The organism is Neobacillus sp. GCM10023253 (assembly GCF_042653105.1).
Classification (GTDB): Bacteria; Bacillota; Bacilli; order Bacillales; family Cytobacillaceae; genus Neobacillus; species Neobacillus citreus.
Genome location: NZ_JBHSHV010000003.1, coordinates 987,724 through 1,009,998 on the forward strand (window position 1 = coordinate 987,724; position 22,275 = coordinate 1,009,998).

The window sequence follows — 22,275 nt, forward strand, 5'->3', positions numbered from 1 at the left end:
AACTACAGTGGATCAACAAAAAGAAACACCACCAACTTAACTTTAATATATGTTGTTATTATCGGCATCGCTTTAATTTCACTTGGAATCTATATTGGGGTTGATTAGACCATCTTGAAGGATGGTCTTATTATTTGCCCTATTTACTTTGAAACACTCTCAAGTGCATTAGCAAACCTTCGAATTCCTTCATTAATCATTTCCTCATTTTCCCTTGCAAAGGTAAAACGGACGAATCCCTTTTCAGTCCCCATCGTTGAACCAGGGACAAATATTACACCTCTTTTTATCGATTCCTCCAACAAATTGATTTCATCACATTCATTTTTAATTCGGCACCACAAGTGAATGCCGCCTTGAGGGATTTTAAATTCGACTTGATCTTTTAAAAACGTATCCAGGCTGTCAACAATTTGATCTCTGCGGCTTTCCAACCTCTTTACTAAGCTTTTCATATGCGATTTAAAATCATGTGATTCTAAAAAATCATTCGCAATCCATTGCGAGTAACTGGCATGTCCAAAATCGACTTGCTGTTTGGCATCTGATAACCTTTCAATGACCTGTTTCGGTCCAATAATCCATCCTATCCGCAGCCCGGAGGCAACAATTTTTGTCAAAGAACTAATATATAAAACATTTCCATGATGGTCTAATGATTTAAGAGTTGGGATTTTTTTCATTGAAAAAGGCGTCAAACTATAGGGGTCATCCTCCACCACTGGAATTCCAAATTCAGATGATATTTCAAGAATCTTTTTCCTCCGTTCTAGGGATAAAAGCGTTCCCGTAGGATTTTGAAAAATTGGATTCAAGAAAATCATCCTAATTCGATGTTTTTTATATAAATCGGTTATATTGTCTGGGTTTATCCCATCATTGCCAACCTTTAAATAATAGGTTTTGATACCTGCAGATTTAAATACAGGCAGATTGTAATGATAGGAAGGATTCTCAAGGGCAACTGAGTCTCCTGGTTTTAACAGGCATTGCACCACAAGATGCAAAGCTTGCTGTGCTCCCGAAGTAACCAATATAGATGAAGGATTCGTTTCGATCCCTCGGAACTGTTTAACATGCTTAGCAAGTGTTTCTCTGAGTATCAAATTTCCCTGTGGATGGTCATATCCCAAAGTACCGATAAAGGATCTGTGCATAGTAATTTCCCTAAGAGACGTTAAAGGAAATAAATCCTGAGATAACTCGCCGCTGGCTAAATTAATTAACTTTTGCTCAGCCATCTCTTTGTGAATTCTTTGCGTTACAGGTAAATTGGGAAGAAATGAGCCTGCCTCAATATACCTGTTCCAGCTTGGAACACGGTTCTTAGCCATTCCCCAAATATCTTTGCTTACGGTTGTTCCACTGCCTTTTTTTCGCTCAATCAGTCCATTTGATTCCAACTCGTCATAAGCCGCAATGATGGTGCTTCTGTTTACTCCGAGCTCTTTCGCCAAGCCTCTTTCAGAAGGCAATGGTTTATCTTGGGGAAAAGTTCCATCCGCAATCCCGTTCTCGATATATAAAGCAAGTTGTTTATAAATGGGTATTTTAGATTCTCTGTTAGGTTTCCAATCCATTAGCTACATCCTTCAACTTAATCTAGGTTTTATTTATAATTGTATACTTTTTCAATGCATTTTTCATTTTGGACACGATAGTCGGTGCCTCGTATTTTAGCTGCCTGCAACATGGCAGCTTTTCTTTTAAGAGTTTTTTCATTTTTTGAAAAATTAAGAAGGAAATTACTATCCTAAACTCGTATATGGTAAGTGTAGCTAAAACAATTCGAACACGACATTTGGGGGAATGGCAATGACGATTGAAAAAATGGAAGGAAAGTTGTTGTGGGAGCCTTCACAACAATTCCAGGATGAATCCAATTTGAAAAAATTCATGATATGGCTGGAAGAAACACGGGGATTGCACTTTGATACATATGAACAGTTATGGAAGTGGTCAGTTACCTCGATTGAAGGCTTTTGGTCTGCCGTCTGGCACTATTTTGACATTCAGGCGAAAACGCCATATGAAGAGGTTTTAAAGGTAAGAAAAATGCCAGGGGCTCAGTGGTTTCCTGGAGCTACTTTAAACTATGCAGAGCATGTATTTCGGAATGAAATCCCTGAAAAAGAAGCAATTATATACGAAAGTGAAAACCGGACGCAGGGGAAAATAACCTGGGCTGAATTGAAAAAGAACACCGCGGCCATTGCCGAATATCTTAAATCACTTGGAGTTCAGCCGGGAGACCGTGTAGTAGCGTATGCGTCCAATATTCATGAAACGATTACAGCCTTTCTTGCATGTGCCAGCATCGGGGCCGTCTGGTCAAGCTGTGCACCTGAATTTGGGATCATGAGCGTAATTGACCGCTTTAAGCAAATTGAACCGAAGGTATTGTTTGCCGTTGATGGCTACCGGTATGGAGGAAAAGACTTTGATCGCCTTGAACTGGTGAAAAAAATCCAAGCGGAACTGCCAACTCTACAGCAAACGATCATTATCCGAAACATAAATGAAGAGCCAAATATCGGACAGTTAACGAACGCTGTCTTGTGGAATCATCCGCTGGAAATTTACACCGGGGAAGAATTAGCATTTGAACAGGTTCCATTCAACCATCCACTGTGGATTTTATATTCCTCCGGTACTACTGGCAAACCAAAAGCGATTGTCCAAAGCCAGGGCGGAATTTTATTAGAGCATTTTAAAATGATGGCGCTGCAAAGCAATATCTCTAAAGATGATCGTTTCTTCTGGTATACCACCACTGGCTGGATGATGTGGAATGTAGTTGTAAGCGGTTTACTGGTTGGTTCAACGATTCTATTATATGATGGTAATCCAGCATATCCAAATTATGATACATTGTGGAAATTTGCCGAATCTTCGAAAATGACCATGTTCGGAACAAGTGCGGGCTTCATTACGGCTTGCATGAAGGCAGGCCTGAAGCCGAAGGAACAGTTTGACCTTTCCCATTTAAAAAGTATCGGGTCAACGGGGTCACCTCTTCCTGTCAGCGGATTTGAATGGGTGTATGAACATGTGAAAGAAGACCTTTGGCTCGTTTCGACAAGTGGAGGAACGGACATTTGTACCTCAATCGTTAGCGGTGCTCCAACCCTGCCAGTTCATGCTGGGGAATTGCAGTGCCGGGCGCTGGGTACTGCTGTAAAGGCATTTAACGAACAGGGCGAAGAGCTGACCGATGAGATAGGAGAACTCGTCATTACCGAGCCGACGCCATCGATGCCAATTTATTTTTGGAATGATGAAAGCGGCGAGCGTTACCGCGACAGCTATTTTGACATGTACCCAGGCATTTGGCGCCATGGTGATTTTATTAAAATCACTTCAAGGGGCAGCGCCATCATATACGGGCGTTCGGATGCAACGATTAATCGCGGCGGGGTCCGGATGGGGACAAGTGAAATATATAGTGCACTAGAAAAGGTGCCTGAAGTCCTTGATAGCTTAGTTGTCGATCTGCCGCTAAGTGCCGAGCAATCCTATATGCCTTTATTCGTAGTTTTAAAACAAGGAACTGAGCTGTCTGACGATGTGAGGTCCCGAGTTAATCAGGCTATTCGTAAAGATTGTTCCCCAAGGCATGTTCCAAATGAAATTTTTGTAGTTGAGGAACTGCCGAAAACGTTGAACGGAAAGAAGCTGGAGGTACCGATCAAGAAAATTTTGATGGGAACGCCTGTTGAAAAGGCAGTGAATACAGGCTCATTAGCGAATCCTGATACTTTACAATATTTCATAGAATTTCAGAAAAGTCTAAACGGCTTACAAAAATAAACTTTTAGGCCGCTCACAAGGTGGGCGGCTTTATTATTGTTTTCAGGATTAATCTAAATTGGCTGTAATCTTCTTGATCATATCTGAATATTCTTTGTCAGTCAGATAAACTTTGCCGGGATTCATTACAAAGGTTGATCCCCAATTATCTTCTCCTTCATATTTTGGAACCACATGTAAATGTAAATGATGTAATGTATCACCGTATGCACCATAATTTATTTTATTAGGTTGGAAAGCCCTGTCAACAGCAGCTGCTACCTTTTTTACATCGTTCATAAATAAAGATAATTCCTGATCACTAAGTTCAAAAAGTTCCTTTACGTGATCCTTATATACTACATTACATCTACCTTTATAGGTTTGCTCTTTAAAGAGAAAAACTGTGGAAACACCAAGTTTGGCTATTTCAATCATAAGATTGTCTCGTCTTTCATCCTCCATGCAATACATGCAATCTTTATTTAATTCCATCCATTTTCATCCTCTTCTCTAGTTTAAAATAGTAAATATAAATTTTTCTCGTTTATTGTGCTCATATCTTGTCTAATTTTAAACTATTTTGTTTATAATAAAGTTTTTCACTATTCTCACCAGCTAATTCTACACGAATATTATGTAGGAAAGGAGGTGATGAATAATGTCTTTTGCACTTGCAGATTGGATGCTCTATACGTTGTGGGCTGCTTTCGGACTTATGCTTATTGATTTTCTGATAGCTTTTGTAAAATCATTTTGGAAAGGCTCATTCAGCCCAACATTAGTTTTAGACTATCTTAAGGATGTCCTCTACTTCATCTTCCCATTAAATATCCTCATTTCAATGCTCTCAATAGACCCGTCAGGATGGATACTGGTAACCTTCTATTTTATTGGCGGTATCGCCATTTCTCTCAAGTATTTATTTGATATTTATAAGAAATTTAAATAATCTGGTTTATAGAAACCCTCCTTTGCGGAGGGTTTTTTTGATGAAAATATTTCTTCATGCCTGACACCTTTCCTGTCAACATGGAAGCCTATTTTTCATAGAATATTCCACAAATTTAAGAAGGGATGTGAGACCTTGAGGAACTATCAGTGGGTCAAATGGCGGAAAATTATCCTCTGGGTTGCGGTTTTCGTGTTTTTAGTCATGCTGTTGGTAAAAGGAGGACCTGCAGCATGGAATATCGCGATAACTATTTTAGGTTTTGTCTTCCAACTGTTTTTTGCCATGATGTTTATGATTATTCAGTTTGTTGCTCTATTTTGGTTTCTGGCCAGGGGGCGAACCTATTGGATCTTGCCAGGTGAAACAGGTTCCTCTTGGGATGATTATCGAGGAAACCCTGAAATTGTAGAAAATGCCAAGCGTATTGTCACCCTCCTTAAAGGTGTGAAGGAATTTAAGGAAATGGGGGGCGAAGCTATAAGGGGATTATTGCTTTGCGGACCCCCTGGGACAGGAAAATCTTACTTGGCCCAAGTTATAGCGAATGAAGCACAAGTACCATTCGCCTATGCATCTGCCCCTAGCTTTCAAAATATGTTCTTCGGTGTAGGAAACCTTAAAGTCATGGGTTTATATAAAAAAGCTAGAAAACTTGCAAAATTATATGGCGCCTGTATTATCTTCATCGACGAAATCGATGCCATCGGAATGAGCCGTCAATCAGGCGGCGGAGGCGGCGGAATGATGGGAGGGATGATGGGAATGGGCGGCGCCGGCCTTTTAAATGAGCTCCTCCTGCAAATGGATCCCCCGAATATTGACAGCTCCTGGTTTGCCAAGCTTCTGCGCACGCTAGGCTTAAGGCGTAAAAAGGCTGAACGGCCTCCGGTTTTGACGATTGGAGCGACAAACCTACCGGATGTTCTTGACCAAGCGCTGCTCAGACCCGGCCGTTTCGACCGAAAGCTTTGGGTCGATTCACCTGACTATGATGGTCGGGTCGACGTCTTCTTCTATTATCTTCAAAAAATCAAGCGTGATAAGTCGCTGACTCCAGAACGTGCTGCATTAGACACCATCGGCTATAGTCCAGCCCAAATAAAGCATATTGTCAACGAATCAATTGTCATCGCTCACCAGCGCGGGGCACAGGTTTCGAGCTATGAGGATTTCCGAAACGCAATGGAAACATATGAATGGGGGCTCAAACAGCCGCTTCGTTCAATGAGCGAAGATGAAAAACGCAATGTTGCTTATCACGAGGCTGGTCATGCGGTGGCACAGTACCTGTTGAAACCGCATGAACGAGTTTGGAAGGTTACTATCATTCGCCGTGGCGGAGCCCTCGGTCTTGCGGCAACGAAACCAACCCATGAAAGATATAACCGCAGTGACAGTGAAATTCTTGCAGAAATACAAGTTTGTCTTGCCGCCAGGGCGGTGGAGGAAGAATTCCTCGGGAAAAAATTAAATGGTGTCACATCTGACCTGCGGCAGGCAACAGAGCTTGCCGGTGCATATCTCGGTATTGTTGGGATGGGAGATGAATTGTTCAGTTGGCTTGCCTTAGGGTCGCGAGCCGATGGCCTAAGGGCTCTTCGTACAAAAATAAACCAGCTGTTAAAGGATGAAATGAACAATGTGAAAAAGCTGGTTCTTGAGAATGCTGCCTTCGTCCACTCGATTGCAGAAGAACTGCTTAAGCGGGGCGATTTAACCGGAGATGAAATTGAACAAATATATAAAGGACTAAATGGCCAACAGAGCCTGGAAATGCCAGAGGTCGGGGCATAATTAAAAAAAAGAAAGAAACCAGTTAATCCTTTGATTGACTGGTTATTTTATAGAATTTATCCTTTACACATTTTGTATATTGGTAATGTGCTTGAAAGAGGTAAACCAATAAGCTGTGAAATATTGAGGAGCATTTTCTTTTTAGGAAAAAAGGGATGCTCCTTTTTTATTAAATTGGGTTAAAGACTGTAATATTTATATTTTAATTGACAGTAATTTTGCGAATGTTATATTATTTATCATTATATGTTATAAAAGCTAACATAGAGAAAGGCGGTCCACCTTAATGAAAAAAATTGAAGCCATTATCAGGCCTGAAAGACTTACTGAGACCATAAAAGGGTTAAAGAGTATAGGTATTACTGGGTTTACCGTTTCGCAGGTGGTTGGCAGAGGAAAGCAGAAAGATACTCAAGGTGTATACCGCGGGAAAAATTACAAAGTGACCCTCCATCCAAAAGTAAAATTGGAGATCATCCTTTCCGATTACATGGTGGAACGGACCATTCGGACAATTGTGGGCGCTGCGCAAACTGGAGAAGATGGGGACGGAAAAATTTATGTTTATCCGATTTTAGAGGCGTATAACATCCGGACAGGTGAAACGGATGATGATATTGATGATTTGCAGAAAAAGGAGGGATGAGTATCATGGAACTGATCTACTTAAATTCGGTTTGGGTCGTCCTTGCAGCGGCAATGGTGCTGTTTATGGAAGGCGGATTTAGTCTACTCGAAGCTGGCCTGGTTCGAACAAAAAATGCCGTAAACGTGACCATGAAAATTTTTGTGGATTTAACGGTTGGTGCTTTAGCTTTCTGGCTGATTGGATTTGGTGTGATGTTTGGGAAGGATGTTAATGGATTTTTTGGAACCACACTTTTTGGACATCCGCAAAATATTACCCTTTCCATTGACCTGCCGAGCACGGCCTTCGTGTTGTTTCAAATGGGCTTTGCGGTTGCCTGTATTTCGATTGTCTCTGGTGCTGTTGCCGAACGAATGAACTTTAAAGCCTATATTTTAACAGCTGCCTTAATCTGTATCATTGTATATCCACTTTCCGGACATTGGATTTGGAGCGCAAACGGCTGGCTTGCGAAACTGGGGATGAAGGATTTTGCCGGATCGGCCGCTATTCATGCGGTAGGTGGCTTTGCAGCTTTTGCTATGGCGAAATGGCTGGGGCCGAGGAAAGGAAGATTCAATTCCGATGGAAGCACGAATGTATTTGCTCCAAGTAACATACCTTTAGCTTCAGCCGGAACGTTCATTTTGTGGTTTGGCTGGTTTGCCTTTAATACTGGCAGCACCTTGGATGCTTCTAATAAAGCCTTTGCTTCTATAGCCATTAATACGATGCTTGCAGGAGCGAGCGGCGGAACAGCGGCTCTTTTTATGACGATGAAGAAGTTTGGTAAAGCGGATCCGAGTATGATGATCAATGGGGTATTATCTGGGTTAGTGGCTATAACAGCAGGATGTGCCTTTGTTTCGCAATGGAGTGCAATCATCATTGGTATTATCAGCGGTATCATTGTCATATACGCAACGTTATTAGTGGACTATTTAAAAGTCGATGACCCTGTAGGTGCAGTGGCGGTTCATGGGTTTAATGGTGTATTCGGCACCATCGCGGTTGGATTGTTTGATCAGTCTCATGGGTTATTCACTTCAGGGGATTTTTCTCTTATTAAAATTCAACTCTTGGGTGCTGCAGCTGTAGTTATTTGGGGACTTATCTGCGGATCGTTTATGGCTTTTGTATGCGAGAAAACGGTTGGACTCCGGGCGACGGAACGAGAGGAAGAAGAAGGATTGGATATGTCCTTTCACGGTATTCCAGCCTATAACGAATTAGAGCGATTCGCGGATTTGCCTGCCAGCTTGTACAATTTTGAAGAGTCAACAGGTATCACCGTAGCTCCAAGCGGAGGGAAAAAAGTTTCCAGGGATGCGGTATAATTTAAAAGCCAGTATATCGAAATCCGATATTACTGGCTTATTTCTTTTATCAAAGGTTACCAACCTTAACGAAAAGATTAAATTTTTATCGAAGCTTCATTTGAAATCCATTTTTTTCGCCATGATTGCTGAGCATTGGCAAGGACAATCAGTACAGCCACACCCAAGACTGCATAAACGATAAAACCAATTTGGTATGTTCCGGTTACTTGTTTGAGTGTACCAAGAATATTCGGGACAAAAAATCCGCCAACCCCTCCAGCTGCCCCGACAATGCCGGTTATCATACCAATTTCCTTTGAGAACCGTTGAGGAACTAATTGGAATACCGCGCCATTGCCCATTCCGAGGCAAAGCATGCCGATAATTAAAAAAGTTATCGCCAAATAAAGGGCAGGAAGCTGGCTTACACCGAACATATTGAGTGCTGCTGCAATCAATAAAAAGGTAAGCAGCCGAACCCCGCCTATTTTATCCGCAATAAAACCCCCGATTGGGCGAAAAAAACTACCGGCAGCTACACAAAGGGTTACAAAATCGCCCGCCTGAACTTTTGATAAGTGGTATTGATCTACGAAAAAGATGCCCAGAAAGCTGGATAGTCCCACGAATCCGCCGAAAGTAAAGCTGTAAAACAAGGAAAAATACAAAGTGTCTTTTTGTTTGAAAATTCGCAAATATTCCGTTATTAGTTTAGATTCTGGTTGGGAAGGAGGATCTTTCGCCAAAATGATATAAACGATGAAAACAATTAAAAGCGGAACAGGCCAGTCCCATTACATTATGCCAGCCATAAGCTTCAGCCAAACGAGGGCTGAACAATGTAGCAAAGAGTGTACCGCTGTTTCCGGCACCTGCAATCCCCATTGCCAGCCCCTGCAAATGCGGTGGATACCAGCGGCTCGCCATCGGAATGGCTGCAGCAAAGCTTGCCCCAGCTACACCAAGTAAGATGCCTATCAAATAAAGTTCAGCTATAGTATCTCCGAATTGCCAGCCCCACACGAGGGGAATCAATGAGAAGCACATTCCGAAAATGGCTGTTTTTCGGGGACCAATCCGGTCTGTTAAAACCCCGAAAATAAGGCGGAAAAATGAGCCGCTAAGAATCGGGATGGCAACGATGAATCCCTTCTCAGAAGGTGATAGATTAAAGTCATTTGCAATATGGACTCCTAAAGCACCTAATATTACCCAAACCATGAAACTGACATCAAAGTATAGAAACGATGATAGCAGCGAGGGGGCATGCCCGCTTTTCCTTAACTCTATTAATCTCATTTTATTACACTCCTTCCTTGTGTCTTCTGCGTCTTAAGGAATCTACCATCCGATATTTTGTTTTTTTGAGAAAATCACTTTAGCTACCAATTCAGTAAACGTAAAAAAACCAATTACTTTTTTCATCTCCATGCCTCCATTCCTTATTAAGTGCTTTTCGTAATCCCCTTGCTGTTTTCAAGAATAATAGGTCAATTTTGTTTTGTCTCAAAATCTGTAAGGTCATCTAACATGGAATTTTTTATGTTAGAAAATATAACGCATTTAATTTCTTTATCCGATTTTTATGAAATAATGTGGGATATTCGATTATTTCATCACTAGTGGACATTGTTGTCAATGACTATATGGAAACGAATATCCCTCATATTTATGCGATTGGTGAGTGTGCAGAGCACAACGGAATTGCTTATGGTTTAGTGGCACCTTTGTACGAACAAGGAAAAATTTCAGCCAAACAAATCTCCAAGGTAAGAACGGAACCTTATAAAGGCTCTATTTTATTTACCCAGTTGAAGGTTTCGGGTGCTGAAGTTTTTTCAGCCGGTGACTTTTATGAGGATAAAGAAAAAAAAGCCATCAAAGTCTTTGATGAACAAAATAACATTTACAAGAAAATCGTCTTATCCGGCGATCAAATTGTCGGTGCTGTTCTATTTGGTAACAGCAGCGAAGGAAACCGTTTAGTTTCCATAATTCAAAAGAAAACAGACATTTCCGATTTAACAAAAGTGGCCATTTTAAACCAAAATGGTGAGGATTCCGGAGACAGTCTGACTGCTGCCATGAGCAATGAAGAAATTATATGCGGCTGTAATGGCGTGTCAAAAGGTACTATCATCGAAGCAATCCAGGAAAAAGGCTGTTCGACCGTCAATGATATTAAGGAATGTACGAGTGCATGCCGTTCCTGCGGAGGCTGCAAACCACTTGTAGCAGAGATTTTACAGATTACCTTAGGATCCGAGGCTGATGTCTCTTTACAAAAAGAACCGATTTGCAGCTGTACATCACTATCAAGAGATGAAGTGATTGAAGAAATTAAAACAAAAGGGTTGACCCACATAAAAGAAGTTATGTTTGTCCTGGGTTGGATCACGGAAGAAGGCTGCTCGAAATGCTGCCCTGCTCTAAATTACTATTTGGGAATGGTTAATCCAACCGGTTATGAAGATGAAAAACAATCGCGTTTTGTGAATGAGCGTATGCATGCGAATATTCAAAAAGATGGAACATATTCAGTCGTTACACGGATGTATGGAGGTGTGACAAATTCACATGACCTAAGGAGGATTGCAGACGTAGTTGATAAATATGATATTCCATTAGTCAAATTAACAGTGGGACAGAGAATTGACTTGCTTGGGGTCAAAAAAGAAGACCTGCCAAAAGTATGGAAGGATTTGGACATGCCGTCAGGGTTTGCTTACGGAAAATCGCTTCGGACGGTAAAAACCTGTGTCGGAGATCAGTTTTGCCGTTTCGGCACCCAGGATTCAATCAGTCTGGGAATCATGCTGGAAAAGAGATTTGAAGGGCTGCAAACTCCTCATAAAGTAAAAATGGCCGTATCTGCCTGTCCTAGAAGCTGCGCTGAGTCGGGATTCAAAGATATTGGTTTTATCGGAATAGATGGCGGCTGGGAAATTTATGTCGGCGGAAATGGGGGAACCCACATTCGCGGGGGAGACATATTGTACAAAGTAAAAACGGAAGAAGAAGTTATGGGGATTACGGGCGCCTACCTGCAATATTATCGGGAAACAGCCAACTATTTAGAACGAACATTGGCCTGGATTGAGCATGTTGGTTTGGACCATGTCCGGGCTGTGTTAGATGATCAGGAAAAACGTGCAGCATTAAACGCCAGAATGGAAGAGGCTCTATCAGTCATTAGGGACCCTTGGAAAGAAATTACTGAGGATCAAAAAGTGCGAAAAGAGCTGTTTGAAAGCATGGTCATGTCGTAAGGATGATAAATAGGTGGAGGGGGGAATAATTCCTGTGAATAAAAGCATATCAAAAATTCCACTTGGCTATGTTCATGAATTCCCGGAGCGCTTAGGTAAAACGGTTCAAATAGGGGATAAAGAAGTGGCGGTTTTCAAATTATCAAATGGGATTTTTCGGGCAGTTGAAAATCGTTGTCCACACCGTGGGGGAGTATTAAGTCAAGGAATCGTAAGCGGTGAGTTTGTCTTTTGTCCGATGCATGATTGGAAAATTTGTTTGCATGATGGAAAAGTTCAAAAGCCCGATATTGGATGTGTGAAAAGCTATTAAACAATTATAGGAGGGGAAGATGTATTTCTTCTTTTAGATGAAGAATAATTGGGAGCAAGAGAGCCCCGCCAAAATATGGTGGAGCTCTCTTTAAATAGTATTAACAAAACAAATTAAAATGGCATAGCGGATGAGCATTTGACCGATCATGGAATCCCCTAGTCCCTTTCTTCCTTTCAGTTAACATAATATTATTATCGATATATAACTAAGGGGGATTTTCCAGTTCATCCTCGTTCCCCCTTAAAAATGAAATCTCTTGTTTGAGTTCTTCCAAGACTAAATGTTTTTAATTAACTGAAAACAAAATTTATTGCAAGGTAAGATAAAAACCTCTTGATAAAACTAATTCAATTAGTTAAAATGTTATTATTAATAGTTTAGGTAATCTGAATAAGTTAATAATCCAAATGAACGGGGGATTTTGTAAATGAGCTTGCTTGTTGGTCTCAAGTCATTTAATCTGGTGTTGCGATTTTTATTAGAACTTTGTTCACTTTATGCAGTGGGTTATTGGGGGTATAAAACAGGAAACAATTTTGTTGTTCGATGGATTCTCGCGGTTGTTGGCCCTTTAGTTTTGGCTGTAATATGGGGATTGCTGGGGTCCCCAAAAGCACCGATTAAATTAGCTGAACCTTTTCATTTATTCTTGGAAATAATCGTGTTTGGCCTGCCGGTCTTATTGCTTGCTCTGCTTGGAAAAAATGAGATTGCTTGGTTACTAGGGATTATTGTGATTATAAATAAAATTTTATTGATTGTATGGAAACAATAATGGAGGAGAGTTATAGCTCCTCTTTTTTTAATGAATAGTTACTTTACACATTCTGTATTTTGAATTAGTATATCTTCAAATCGAGATAATAATTTTTGAGAAAAAAACCTAAAATAAGTAAAAAAGGATTGAGGAAAATGGAAAAATTCCATCAGAAACCTAATGTTTATGTAGGAGAAATTAGCATAAACGTAAAAAATCTGGATTACTCGCTTACTTTTTATCTGAATATTATTGGTTTGCGGATATTGAAAAGATCAGACCGCAGTGCGGTTTTAACAACAGATGGAAAAACACCGTTATTAACACTGGAGCAGCCTGAAGATGTGATCCCGAAGGCGGAACGTACTTCCGGTCTTTATCATTTTGCAATTCTTTTGCCAACGCGTGCAGATTTATCAGTGTTTTTACGCCATTTGCTTGAGACTGGTTACCCGTTAGGAGCTGCTGATCATTATGTAAGTGAGGCATTGTATTTAAACGATCCTGACGGAAATGGGATAGAAGTTTATCGGGACCGTCCTTCGAGTGAATGGACCTGGAACAACGGACTTGTTTCCATGGCCACAGAACAACTGGATGGGAATGGTATTCTTGCTGAAAGTAATGCGGAATGGACTGGTCTGCCTGCGGAAACGATCATGGGGCATATTCATCTTCATGTTGGGGATTTGAAAAAAGCGGAGGAATTTTATACTAAAGGTTTAGGTTTTGAAATTGTAAGTTATTATCCGCAAGCAGTATTCCTGTCGACAGGAGGGTACCACCACCATATTGCGATCAACACTTGGCAGGGGGATGGCGCACCGACACCACCAAGTAATAGTGTGGGACTTAATTGGTATACTCTTGTTTTTCCGGATGAAGCTGCGAGGGAAGAGGTTGTAATGCGGGTTCGAGAGTTGGGCGCATCTGTAAGAGAAGAAGATGGATTTGTAGAGACCAGTGACCCGTCTGGAAATCGGATTCGAATGGTTTTAATATAGATAAAGGATCCGTTACCTTGAATTTCCGTAAACCCCAAAAAACATAAAACGAATACCGTTCTAAAGCGTAATAAATAACCTTCCAATCATGTAGATTTGGAAGGTTTATTTGAGGTATTTAACTATTTCTGTTCTGCTCCAAGAAAAATTCAGTCATCTCTTTTCGTATCTGAGAAATATGTTTTTCCATCAGCTGTTTGGCTAGAAGGGAGTCTCCTGTGGCGATGGCTAAATAAATTTGTTTATGTTCATCAAACGTATCTTCTACACTTTCGGAATCAGTCAAACGTAGTTTTCGGGTAGCCCGAATGGTATCTTCCATACGTTCGCTAAGCGACTGAATCAACTGTAAAAAGATAGAATTATGGGAAGCGCGGACAATATTCTTATGGAAATTAACATCTGCTTGAAGCCCAAGTTCCACATCATCATTGGAATTTCTCATTAATTCCAGTGAATCAAGGATTTGCTCCAGGTCATCGGTTGTGGCTCTTTGTGATGCCAAAAAGGCACATTCTACCTCCAAAACGCGGCGTAGCTCAAGCATTTCAAATATTAATTTTTTTTTATTATTTACGATAGAGAAGGAAAAATCACTCTTCGTATCTTGTATAGGGTTTGCTTTTAAGAAGGTCCCGCTGCCTTGTCTAATTTCAATTAATCCCTCAATCTCCAGCTTCCGCAATGCCTCTCTTACCGATGTCCGGCTGATATTAAAAAGACTCGCAAGTTCTCTCTCCGTTGGCAGCTTGTCTCCAGGAGGAAGTTTTCCATTTAAAAAAGATTCTTTTATTTGATCAATGACCACTTCATATGCTTTTTTCCTTGGCAGCTGCATGTCTTTTTTCATTCCTCTCAATTTCACCAACCATCATAATATTATCATACAAAAATTTTTTCAACAGTTACAATTTTATAATTCAAAATGGTTGATTTTTTCAGACTATTCACTATAATAAATTAAAGGTTGAACCAATTCCAAGTGATTAAAAATTGGTATGACCTATTGTTTGGAAATTAAGAGGAATCAGGTGAAAGTAATGTTAACAACCGAAGAATTGGTAGCTTCGCTGAAAAGTGTGTTACCAGCTGAACAAGTATCCATCAATGAAACGATTAGAGAGCAGCATGGCAAGGATGAATCGTATCATACCCCAAGTATGCCGGATGTAGTTGTTTTTCCTGCTTCGACAGAAGAAGTAATCAAGATAATGAAACTGGCTAGTCAATACAAAGTACCGGTCGTGCCATTTGGAAGAGGAACCAGCTTAGAAGGTCACGTCATTCCATATGATCACGGAATTACGATAGATTTTTCTCTTATGAATAAGGTTTTAGAAGTAAGGGAAAATGATTTCCTCGTGAGAGTACAGCCGGGAGTTACACGTACCCAATTAAATAAAGAACTCAAAAAATATGGGCTGTTTTTCTCCGTTGACCCTGGAGCGGATGCAACTTTAGGGGGTATGGCAGCAACGAATGCCAGTGGTACGACAGCAGTCAGATATGGAGTAATGCGCGACCAAGTCCGTGATTTAGAGGTTGTTCTTGCAGACGGTACGGTTATACATACGGGTAACTTAGCGGAAAAATCTTCATCCGGCTTGCATTTAAACGGATTGTTTGTCGGGTCTGAAGGAACGCTCGGCTGCTTCACTGAGTTAACGTTGCGTGTCTACGGTATTCCGGAATATGTGATGGCAGCGCGAGCATCATTTCCGTCCGTCCAAGATGCCGTCTCGGCGGTAGTTGGCATTTTACAGGCAGGAATTCCTGTTGCTCGTGTGGAGCTTGTCGACGAACCCTCTATGAAACAAGTAAACTTGTTTAACGACACGAATTATAAGGAACAGCCAACATTGTTTATGGAATTTCACGGAAATGAGGCAGGCTTAAAACAGGACGTGGAATTTATGAAGGAAATCGTCTCCGACTATCATTGCGAAGGCATTGAATACGAAACCGATCAGGCTGCGTTAAATCAGCTATGGGAAGCCCGTCATAATTTGGCCTATGCCTTTATTCACGGTTATCCTGGTAAAAAAATGATGACAACAGATGTTTGTGTACCAATTTCAGATTTGGGAGCAGCCATTGATAATGCAAGAGCAGCTTTAAATAAATTAGATTTGCCAGGAGGCATCGTGGGGCATGTCGGCGATGGAAATTTTCATGCTCTCATCATGATTGATATGAATAACCCTGAAGAAATTAGAAAATCAGAAGAATTCAATGAAGTCATCGTGATTGATGCTCTTGAACGAGGCGGTACTTGTACTGGTGAGCATGGAGTCGGAGTAGGGAAACAGAAATATCAGGAGCGGGAGCACGGACAAGCGCTGCAGGTGATGGAAAGAATCAAACTAGCATTGGACCCAGAAAACCTCTTGAATCCAAATAAACTAATCAAAGTGAAGAGGGAGTTATTCTGATGAAAATATTGGAATCTATTAGTTCGATTGCCGGAAAATATTTTGCTGTGTGGGTAATTTTAATTGCTACTATTGCATTTATTGCACCTGCTCCATTTTTAGTGTTCAAAGGTTATATTACGATTTTGTTGGGCGTAGTCATGTTCGGTATGGGTCTAACCTTAAAAGCAGTGGATTTTAAGCTTGTTATCACCAAACCAATCCCTGTTATTATCGGGGTATGTGCCCAATTTATTATCATGCCGGTTACCGCGTTTTTGATTGCCTATTTTATGAATTTACCTGCTGAATTGGCTGCTGGGCTTGTTCTTTTAGGATCCGTCCCAGGCGGAACGGCATCAAACGTCATGGTTTACCTAGCAAAAGGGAATGTTCCACTATCGATTACGATGACATCCATTTCCACACTTTTGGCACCAATCGCAACGCCAGCAATTTTCTTGTTGCTAGGCGGGAAATGGATGCCTGTTGATCCAATGGCGATGTTTATGTCAATCGTTCAAGTCATTATTTTTCCAATTATTTTAGGAATTGTGATTCGGAAATTCCTACCTGGAGTGGTAGAGAAATGTAACTCTGTGTTACCGTTGATTTCAGTTGTTGCAATTATCTTGATTGTATCTGCGGTTGTTTCGGGAAGTGCCGATAGTATCGCATCCGCTGGATTTTTAACCTTTGCTGCAGTCATGCTACACAACGCATTTGGTTTGCTTCTTGGTTATTTAACTGCTCTTGTCTTGAAGCTTGATGAGGGGACCCGCAGGGCAATTTCAATCGAAGTCGGTATGCAAAACTCTGGATTGGGTGTGGCACTGGCAACTGCCCATTTTGGACCCTTAGCCGCTATCCCAAGTGTTTGTGGCGCGGTTTGGCACAATATTACAGGTCCAATTCTAGCTACGTATTGGTCAAAGAGACCAGCAAATCAGGGGCAAATTAGCAGCGGTCAGGAACAGGAAAAGAAGGCTATTTAATGTAGGGAGGCACCTTTTGGTTTAGGTGCCTTTTCTTTGTTTATTTTGCGGTTGGAAAGTATTTTGTTAAAAGTGGAAAGTATAGTGGTTAGTTTGGAAAGTAATTGTTTCATTTTGGAAAGTAAAAGCTTTAATTGGGAAAATATTTCATCCTATTCGGAAAGCATTTGTAAAAAATGGTAAAATTAAAATCTGTCAGTCCTTTTGATACAATTAGTAATAGTAATAAACTCAAGGAGGGAGATCCAAATATCTCAACAACTCGAAAAGGCAACCTTCGCGGGCGGCTGCTTTTGGTGCATGGTATCGCCGTTTGATGAACAGCCTGGGATTAAAGAGGTCATATCTGGCTACACGGGCGGGCATAAGGAAAATCCCACTTATGATGATGTACGCTCAAATTCAACCGGACACTATGAAGCAGTTCAGATTACGTTTGACCCGACCATTTTCCCTTATGAAAAATTGCTCCAGATTTTTTGGCAGCAAATCGACCCCACTGATGCCGGAGGACAATTCAGTGACAGGGGAGAGGCATATAAAACAGCAATATTTTATTTTAACGAAAAACAAAAGGAATTGGCGGAAGCATCGAAGGCTGAATTGGAAGTGAGCGGGCGTTTTCAGATGCCAATTGTAACCGAGATTCTGCCGGCAGGTCCGTTTTATCCGGCTGAGGATAAACACCAGAATTATTATAAGAAAATACCTTTTCACTATAATCATTATTTCGAAGCTTCAGGACGGGCTAAATTCATTCGTGAAAATTGGAAAAAGCGGAAAAGAGACGATGAGCTTAGGTTGGTATTAACGCCGCTTCAATACGAAGTAACAAAGAATAACGCAACCGAACCGCCATTTAAAAATGAGTATTGGGATTATATAGAGGATGGAATCTATGTTGATATCATTTCGGGAGAACCACTGTTTAGCTCGACAGATAAATATGATGCAGGCTGCGGCTGGCCTAGCTTTACAAGGCCATTACGGCGCATCGAGCTTGAAGAGAGGTTTGACACGTCCCACGGGTTAAGGCGAATTGAGGTTCGCGCGAAAACCTCGGATTCCCACTTAGGACACGTATTCGATGATGGGCCCGGCCCTGACCGAGCAAGGTATTGCATAAATTCCGCAGCTCTTCGGTTTGTTCCAAAGGAAAAGCTAGTAGAGGAAGGATACGGCGAGTTTAGGAAATTGTTTGATTAGGTATAATTTCAATTTTAATGCCACAGTACAAGCTGACTGTGGTATTTTTATATTAATAATAGGAAATTATTGGAGGAATAAGCTCTGAAATATTGGCTGATTATTTTGGCGGACATTATGGTGAAGTATTTGGTCTGGCTTGTCCTTGCAGGAACAGTCTTTATCCCGAAACATAGCGGGGATAGGGAACTCATGGTAGTTATCTATTTTGTTGTTATCTTTTCCTTAATTGTCTCTTTTAAGCTGCTAAAGAAAAGCTCTAATAGATTTCTATTTTGGATATGGTTTTCGCTAATGGCTGCACAAAATGTCCTTTACCATATTTATTCAATAATTAGTTATAAAAACGACCTCACAGGATTTACAATTTTCAGATGGGATTATCTTCTATGGGAACTCGTGGTTCCTTCATTGGTATTTATTGTACAGCTCATTTTTTATGTAGTTTATGGAGTGCTGAAGAAATTTGATAGATTATGATATTTTATAAAAAGAGCGACGCATGAACCAGTAGATGAATTGCCATTCTGGTCTTTAAAAAAGCGCATAACACCCGAAGCAGTAAATGGATTGCCGTTCCGGTCGTTATGAAGTGTTAATAACGACTGAGGAGTTCAATTCTTCATCCTAGTCATTACGAAAATCTCTACAAATGCATATTAATTATTAGCTGTCATGGAGGCAGCTTTTTTTATTGGGTGATTGAATCAAAGTCTGCAACAAAGAACAGGTTTATTCTTTGAACGAACACTGCTATTCTAAGAATGATAGATTTTGCAGTTTTTCCCTAAAAAGGAATAATCATAAAACCTTAAGAAATTCTTAAGATTTATCCTGACTTGAATTTAAGATTTGCTGTTTACGATATAGATATGTTGAAGCAAGAAAGAAGGCGAGAGATATGAACAATTATTTTGTGCTGGTAGTGGATGATGAAAAGGAAATTCGCGATGCCATCGAAATTTACCTCAAAAATGAAGGGATCATCGTCCTCAAGGCAAAGGATGGGATTGAGGCGCTCGAAATATTAAATGAACACACCGTTCACCTGATTATCCTTGATGTTATGATGCCTCGGCTTGATGGGATTTCCGCAACCTTTAAAATCCGCGAAAAACAAAATATCCCAATCATTATTTTAAGCGCGAAAAGTGAGGACACAGATAAGATTCTGGGGCTCCAGGTAGGGGCTGACGATTACGTCACAAAACCGTTCAACCCGATGGAGCTTGTCGCCCGCGTGAAATCCCAGCTGCGCAGGTATGTCACATTAGGTACATATGGCGGAATTAAAAAAGTAATCGATTTAAACGGTCTTACCCTAGACCAAGAAGCAAAAGAAGTGACGGTACATGGGGAGCCGGTCAAGCTGACGCCGATAGAGTATAAGATTGTCGAATTGTTAATGACCAATGCCGGCCGGGTCTTTTCCATTGATGAAATTTACGAGCGGGTGTGGAAGGAACCAGGCTACAATGCAGAAAATACAGTGGCTGTTCACATCCGGAAAATCCGTGAAAAAATTGAAATTGATCCGAAGAATCCAAGATTTTTAAAGGTGGTGTGGGGCATTGGCTACAAAATGGAAAAGTAGTATTTTGATTTATCTTTGGGCATTTCTGTTAACTTTCTCGTTAAGCGGCATTCTGGCCCTATTTTCCACGGGTACCAAATATATGAATCGCGATTTTTTCCATACGCCGGAATTTCACAGTGAGCTTGATCAATTCGCGGGATATTTAAGCATGTTTGAGTTAAACGAAACTACGCCTGAAGAGGCAAAAGCCGCGATTACCGTTACGAAAGACGATATAGATGAGCATCGGTTCCGCTATGGTGGTTTAGATCAGCAAATTTCCAACATCCGGGCTCAATATGAATCTCGCATTCAAGATGCTCAAGCAGCGAAAAATGAAGAGATAGCCAATGCCTTGATAAAGGAAAGAGATGCAAAAATAGAGGACATCAGCAACAATTTTGCCAGCGATGACTGGGTCAGGCCAAAGGTGGTCAAAGAAAAAGAAACGAAAATTGATGAGTATTTTAAGAAAAGAGACCAATTCAAGTATGATTTTTTAAGATACCAAAAAGAATTAACCTACTATTTTAAAGACCCAGAAACCGGAAAAGTTTATAGCAATCAAAATAATGAAAATCCGCTTAAACAAAAAGATATGCTTTATTTAACCAACTTTAGCATTTCAAGTGATTCTTATCTTCATTATGGTCCCGGAGGATACGAGGACTTGGCGGACGTGTTGAGCATCAACTCACAAAAAACGATTGAAGGCCAAATCGGAATTGCCAAAACGCTTTCTGCATCGTCCCCTCTGATGGAGCAGTACAAGGATTTTAAACGCAATCAGCTCATTATCCTGAGTTACTGCTTGGCAGGCATTATTGGCTTGCTGTTAAGCCTTTATTTTTCAAAAAAAGTGACGGCTGTAAATGCGCAAGTGGAAAGCTGGCGGCCTATCTATAACAAGCTTCCGATTGATATTAGAGTGGGCCTATTTCTGATCACCGCCCTATTGTCCATAATATTTATCTTTCTAGTCAATGAAAATTTTTATAATATCTATAACAATCTTTATATATTAGCAAGCGAAATCGTATTCGCCTTGCTTGGGACCGCCATTTTTGTGGCTATCACCCATGTGCAGCGTAAATTTTTACAGGTGGATCTGAAAAGTTGGACCAATGTGAAAGAAGAATGGAAGAAGAGTTTATCGGTAAAAACATGGCAGGGCGGCAAAAAGGTTTTCAAAAGCGTCCGTGCGGCCTTAGTCGAAGCGTTTCTTGATCAAAGCACAGGAATGCAGATGTTCATTCTGCTTACTGGGGTGTTTTTCATTGGTGCGGCGGCGTTGATGGTGGCGATGAATCCTATATTTGTTATCTTGTATATTTTTCTGTTAGCAGGCGCAGGGTTTCCACTTGGAATGTTTTTGGTCAAAAAAGTGGGTTATTTTAATCGGATTGTCCAAAAAACAAATGAGCTGGCGGCTGGAAAACTTGGGGAGGACCTTGATGTAACCGGGAAATCCGTTTTGGCTACATTGGCAGGCAATATTAATGTCCTGAAGCAGGGTGTGAAGCACTCTCAGTCCGAGCAGGCCAAGAGTGAACGATTAAAAACGGAACTTATTACCAACGTCAGCCATGATCTTAGGACGCCTCTGACCTCCATCATTACCTATACGGAATTATTAAAGGGAAATGATGTGTCGGAGGAGGAAAAAACAGCATACCTCGAAATAATTGACCGAAAATCAAAGCGATTAAAGGTGTTGATCGATGACCTGTTTGAGGTATCAAAAATGGCAAGTGGCAGTGTTGAGTTGGTAAAGGCAAAAGTGGACCTCAACCAGCTATTGCAGCAGGCCCTCGCAGAATATGATGAAACGATTCGTGCATCCAGCCTGCAATTCCGGGTTAACCAAGCAGGGCAGCCGATTTATGCCCTTGTCGACGGCCAAAAGCTGTGGAGAGTTTTTGATAACTTAATTGGCAATATCCTGAAATATTCGCTTGAAAATACACGTGTCTATATTTCCATTAAAACTGTGGAACACCAAGCCCTCATCACGTTTAAAAATGTCTCCAAATATGAACTGAGCGATAATGTCGATGAGTTGTTTGAACGCTTCAAGCGCGGCGATACTTCCCGCCATACCGACGGGTCAGGTCTCGGTCTTGCCATTGTCAAATCAATTATCGACCTGCATGATGGGAAATTGGATATTGAAGCGGACGGCGATTTATTTAAGGTCATCATTACTTTGCTGCTTGCGGATTAAACGCAGGAAAAAAATAGCGTTAGAAAGGGAAA

The 22,275-nt window shown here is 40.9% G+C and carries 16 protein-coding genes and 2 pseudogenes; 14 read left to right on the forward strand and 4 right to left on the reverse strand.

The features are described from left to right. Positions 1–143: 143 nt before the first annotated feature. Positions 144–1,580 (reverse strand): PLP-dependent aminotransferase family protein, encoded by a 1,437-nt coding sequence (locus tag ACFPA1_RS05145; protein ID WP_213140233.1) that lies wholly within the window; start codon positions 1,578–1,580, stop codon positions 144–146. Between the two features lie 235 nt (positions 1,581–1,815). On the opposite strand from ACFPA1_RS05145, the gene ACFPA1_RS05150 reads away from it, so the two are divergent. Further along, entirely contained in the window at positions 1,816–3,810 is a 1,995-nt protein-coding gene (locus ACFPA1_RS05150; protein ID WP_378581636.1) for an acetoacetate--CoA ligase, read from the forward strand. A gap of 48 nt (positions 3,811–3,858) precedes the next feature. Here the strand turns inward: ACFPA1_RS05150 and ACFPA1_RS05155 are convergent, their stop codons facing one another. After that, entirely contained in the window at positions 3,859–4,284 is a 426-nt protein-coding gene (locus tag ACFPA1_RS05155) for an HIT family protein (RefSeq protein WP_213140231.1), read from the reverse strand. Positions 4,285–4,450: 166 nt separating this feature from the next. Here ACFPA1_RS05155 and ACFPA1_RS05160 point away from each other — a divergent pair, with 166 nt between their 5' ends. From ACFPA1_RS05160 to ACFPA1_RS05175, 4 genes are all read left to right on the forward strand, one after another. Next, positions 4,451–4,741 carry a hypothetical protein gene (locus tag ACFPA1_RS05160; RefSeq protein ID WP_213115825.1) on the forward strand — a complete coding sequence of 97 codons (291 nt, stop codon included), beginning with the start codon at positions 4,451–4,453 and terminating at the stop codon, positions 4,739–4,741. A gap of 135 nt (positions 4,742–4,876) precedes the next feature. Continuing rightward, positions 4,877–6,538 (forward strand): AAA family ATPase, encoded by a 1,662-nt coding sequence (locus ACFPA1_RS05165; protein WP_213140230.1) that lies wholly within the window; start codon positions 4,877–4,879, stop codon positions 6,536–6,538. Positions 6,539–6,824: 286 nt separating this feature from the next. After that, entirely contained in the window at positions 6,825–7,184 is a 360-nt protein-coding gene (locus tag ACFPA1_RS05170) for a P-II family nitrogen regulator (protein WP_378581639.1), read from the forward strand. Between the two features lie 5 nt (positions 7,185–7,189). Further along, a complete protein-coding gene (locus ACFPA1_RS05175) occupies positions 7,190–8,503 on the forward strand; it encodes an ammonium transporter (protein WP_378581641.1) in 1,314 nt (437 codons plus the stop codon). A gap of 77 nt (positions 8,504–8,580) precedes the next feature. On the opposite strand, the pseudogene ACFPA1_RS05180 reads toward ACFPA1_RS05175, so the two are convergent. After that, positions 8,581–9,784, reverse strand: a pseudogene (locus ACFPA1_RS05180) (nitrate/nitrite transporter). 329 nt (positions 9,785–10,113) lie between these two features. On the opposite strand from ACFPA1_RS05180, the pseudogene nirB reads away from it, so the two are divergent. The 4 genes and pseudogenes from nirB to ACFPA1_RS05200 form a co-directional block, all read left to right on the forward strand. Further along, positions 10,114–11,754: pseudogene (gene nirB / locus ACFPA1_RS05185) on the forward strand (nitrite reductase large subunit NirB); the annotation flags it as partial. Between the two features lie 34 nt (positions 11,755–11,788). Then, complete coding sequence (nirD, locus tag ACFPA1_RS05190) at positions 11,789–12,067, forward strand: nitrite reductase small subunit NirD (RefSeq protein WP_378581643.1); 279 nt, start codon at positions 11,789–11,791, stop codon at positions 12,065–12,067. Positions 12,068–12,497: 430 nt separating this feature from the next. Next, the gene (locus ACFPA1_RS05195; protein ID WP_213140226.1) at positions 12,498–12,845 is read left to right on the forward strand and encodes a YrdB family protein; all 348 of its coding nucleotides are present in this window, start codon (positions 12,498–12,500) and stop codon (positions 12,843–12,845) included. Positions 12,846–12,982: 137 nt separating this feature from the next. Beyond that, positions 12,983–13,831: a VOC family protein gene (locus ACFPA1_RS05200; protein ID WP_213140225.1), complete on the forward strand. Its 849-nt coding sequence runs from the start codon at positions 12,983–12,985 to the stop codon at positions 13,829–13,831. Positions 13,832–13,949: 118 nt separating this feature from the next. Here the strand turns inward: ACFPA1_RS05200 and ACFPA1_RS05205 are convergent, their stop codons facing one another. After that, entirely contained in the window at positions 13,950–14,681 is a 732-nt protein-coding gene (locus tag ACFPA1_RS05205; protein WP_378581645.1) for a FadR/GntR family transcriptional regulator, read from the reverse strand. A 190-nt stretch (positions 14,682–14,871) separates the two neighbouring features. Here ACFPA1_RS05205 and ACFPA1_RS05210 point away from each other — a divergent pair, with 190 nt between their 5' ends. The 5 genes from ACFPA1_RS05210 to ACFPA1_RS05230 all read left to right on the forward strand — a co-directional run bounded on the left by ACFPA1_RS05210 (position 14,872) and on the right by ACFPA1_RS05230 (position 22,243). Further along, positions 14,872–16,263: an FAD-binding oxidoreductase gene (locus ACFPA1_RS05210; protein WP_241113888.1), complete on the forward strand. Its 1,392-nt coding sequence runs from the start codon at positions 14,872–14,874 to the stop codon at positions 16,261–16,263. Beyond that, on the forward strand, positions 16,263–17,237 hold the full coding sequence (locus ACFPA1_RS05215) for a bile acid:sodium symporter family protein (RefSeq protein WP_213140223.1): 975 nt from the start codon (positions 16,263–16,265) through the stop codon (positions 17,235–17,237). Before ACFPA1_RS05210 ends, ACFPA1_RS05215 begins: the two co-directional genes overlap by 1 nt. A 249-nt stretch (positions 17,238–17,486) precedes the next feature. Further along, complete coding sequence (msrA, locus tag ACFPA1_RS05220) at positions 17,487–18,443, forward strand: peptide-methionine (S)-S-oxide reductase MsrA (RefSeq protein ID WP_378581861.1); 957 nt, start codon at positions 17,487–17,489, stop codon at positions 18,441–18,443. A gap of 901 nt (positions 18,444–19,344) precedes the next feature. Further along, positions 19,345–20,037, forward strand: a complete 693-nt coding sequence (locus ACFPA1_RS05225; protein WP_213140222.1) for a response regulator transcription factor — start codon at positions 19,345–19,347, stop codon at positions 20,035–20,037. After that, a complete protein-coding gene (locus tag ACFPA1_RS05230) occupies positions 20,015–22,243 on the forward strand; it encodes a sensor histidine kinase (protein WP_378581648.1) in 2,229 nt (742 codons plus the stop codon). Before ACFPA1_RS05225 ends, ACFPA1_RS05230 begins: the two co-directional genes overlap by 23 nt. Positions 22,244–22,275: the final 32 nt, after the last annotated feature.

Coding starts and splice junctions, on each gene's coding strand:
- ACFPA1_RS05145 (WP_213140233.1), bottom strand. CDS start 1,580: ATGGATTGGAAACCTAACAGAGAATCTAAAATACCCATTTATAAACAA.
- ACFPA1_RS05150 (WP_378581636.1), top strand. CDS start 1,816: ATGACGATTGAAAAAATGGAAGGAAAGTTGTTGTGGGAGCCTTCACAA.
- ACFPA1_RS05155 (WP_213140231.1), bottom strand. CDS start 4,284: ATGGAATTAAATAAAGATTGCATGTATTGCATGGAGGATGAAAGACGA.
- ACFPA1_RS05160 (WP_213115825.1), top strand. CDS start 4,451: ATGTCTTTTGCACTTGCAGATTGGATGCTCTATACGTTGTGGGCTGCT.
- ACFPA1_RS05170 (WP_378581639.1), top strand. CDS start 6,825: ATGAAAAAAATTGAAGCCATTATCAGGCCTGAAAGACTTACTGAGACC.
- ACFPA1_RS05175 (WP_378581641.1), top strand. CDS start 7,190: ATGGAACTGATCTACTTAAATTCGGTTTGGGTCGTCCTTGCAGCGGCA.
- ACFPA1_RS05195 (WP_213140226.1), top strand. CDS start 12,498: ATGAGCTTGCTTGTTGGTCTCAAGTCATTTAATCTGGTGTTGCGATTT.
- ACFPA1_RS05200 (WP_213140225.1), top strand. CDS start 12,983: ATGGAAAAATTCCATCAGAAACCTAATGTTTATGTAGGAGAAATTAGC.
- ACFPA1_RS05205 (WP_378581645.1), bottom strand. CDS start 14,681: ATGAAAAAAGACATGCAGCTGCCAAGGAAAAAAGCATATGAAGTGGTC.
- ACFPA1_RS05210 (WP_241113888.1), top strand. CDS start 14,872: ATGTTAACAACCGAAGAATTGGTAGCTTCGCTGAAAAGTGTGTTACCA.
- ACFPA1_RS05215 (WP_213140223.1), top strand. CDS start 16,263: ATGAAAATATTGGAATCTATTAGTTCGATTGCCGGAAAATATTTTGCT.
- ACFPA1_RS05225 (WP_213140222.1), top strand. CDS start 19,345: ATGAACAATTATTTTGTGCTGGTAGTGGATGATGAAAAGGAAATTCGC.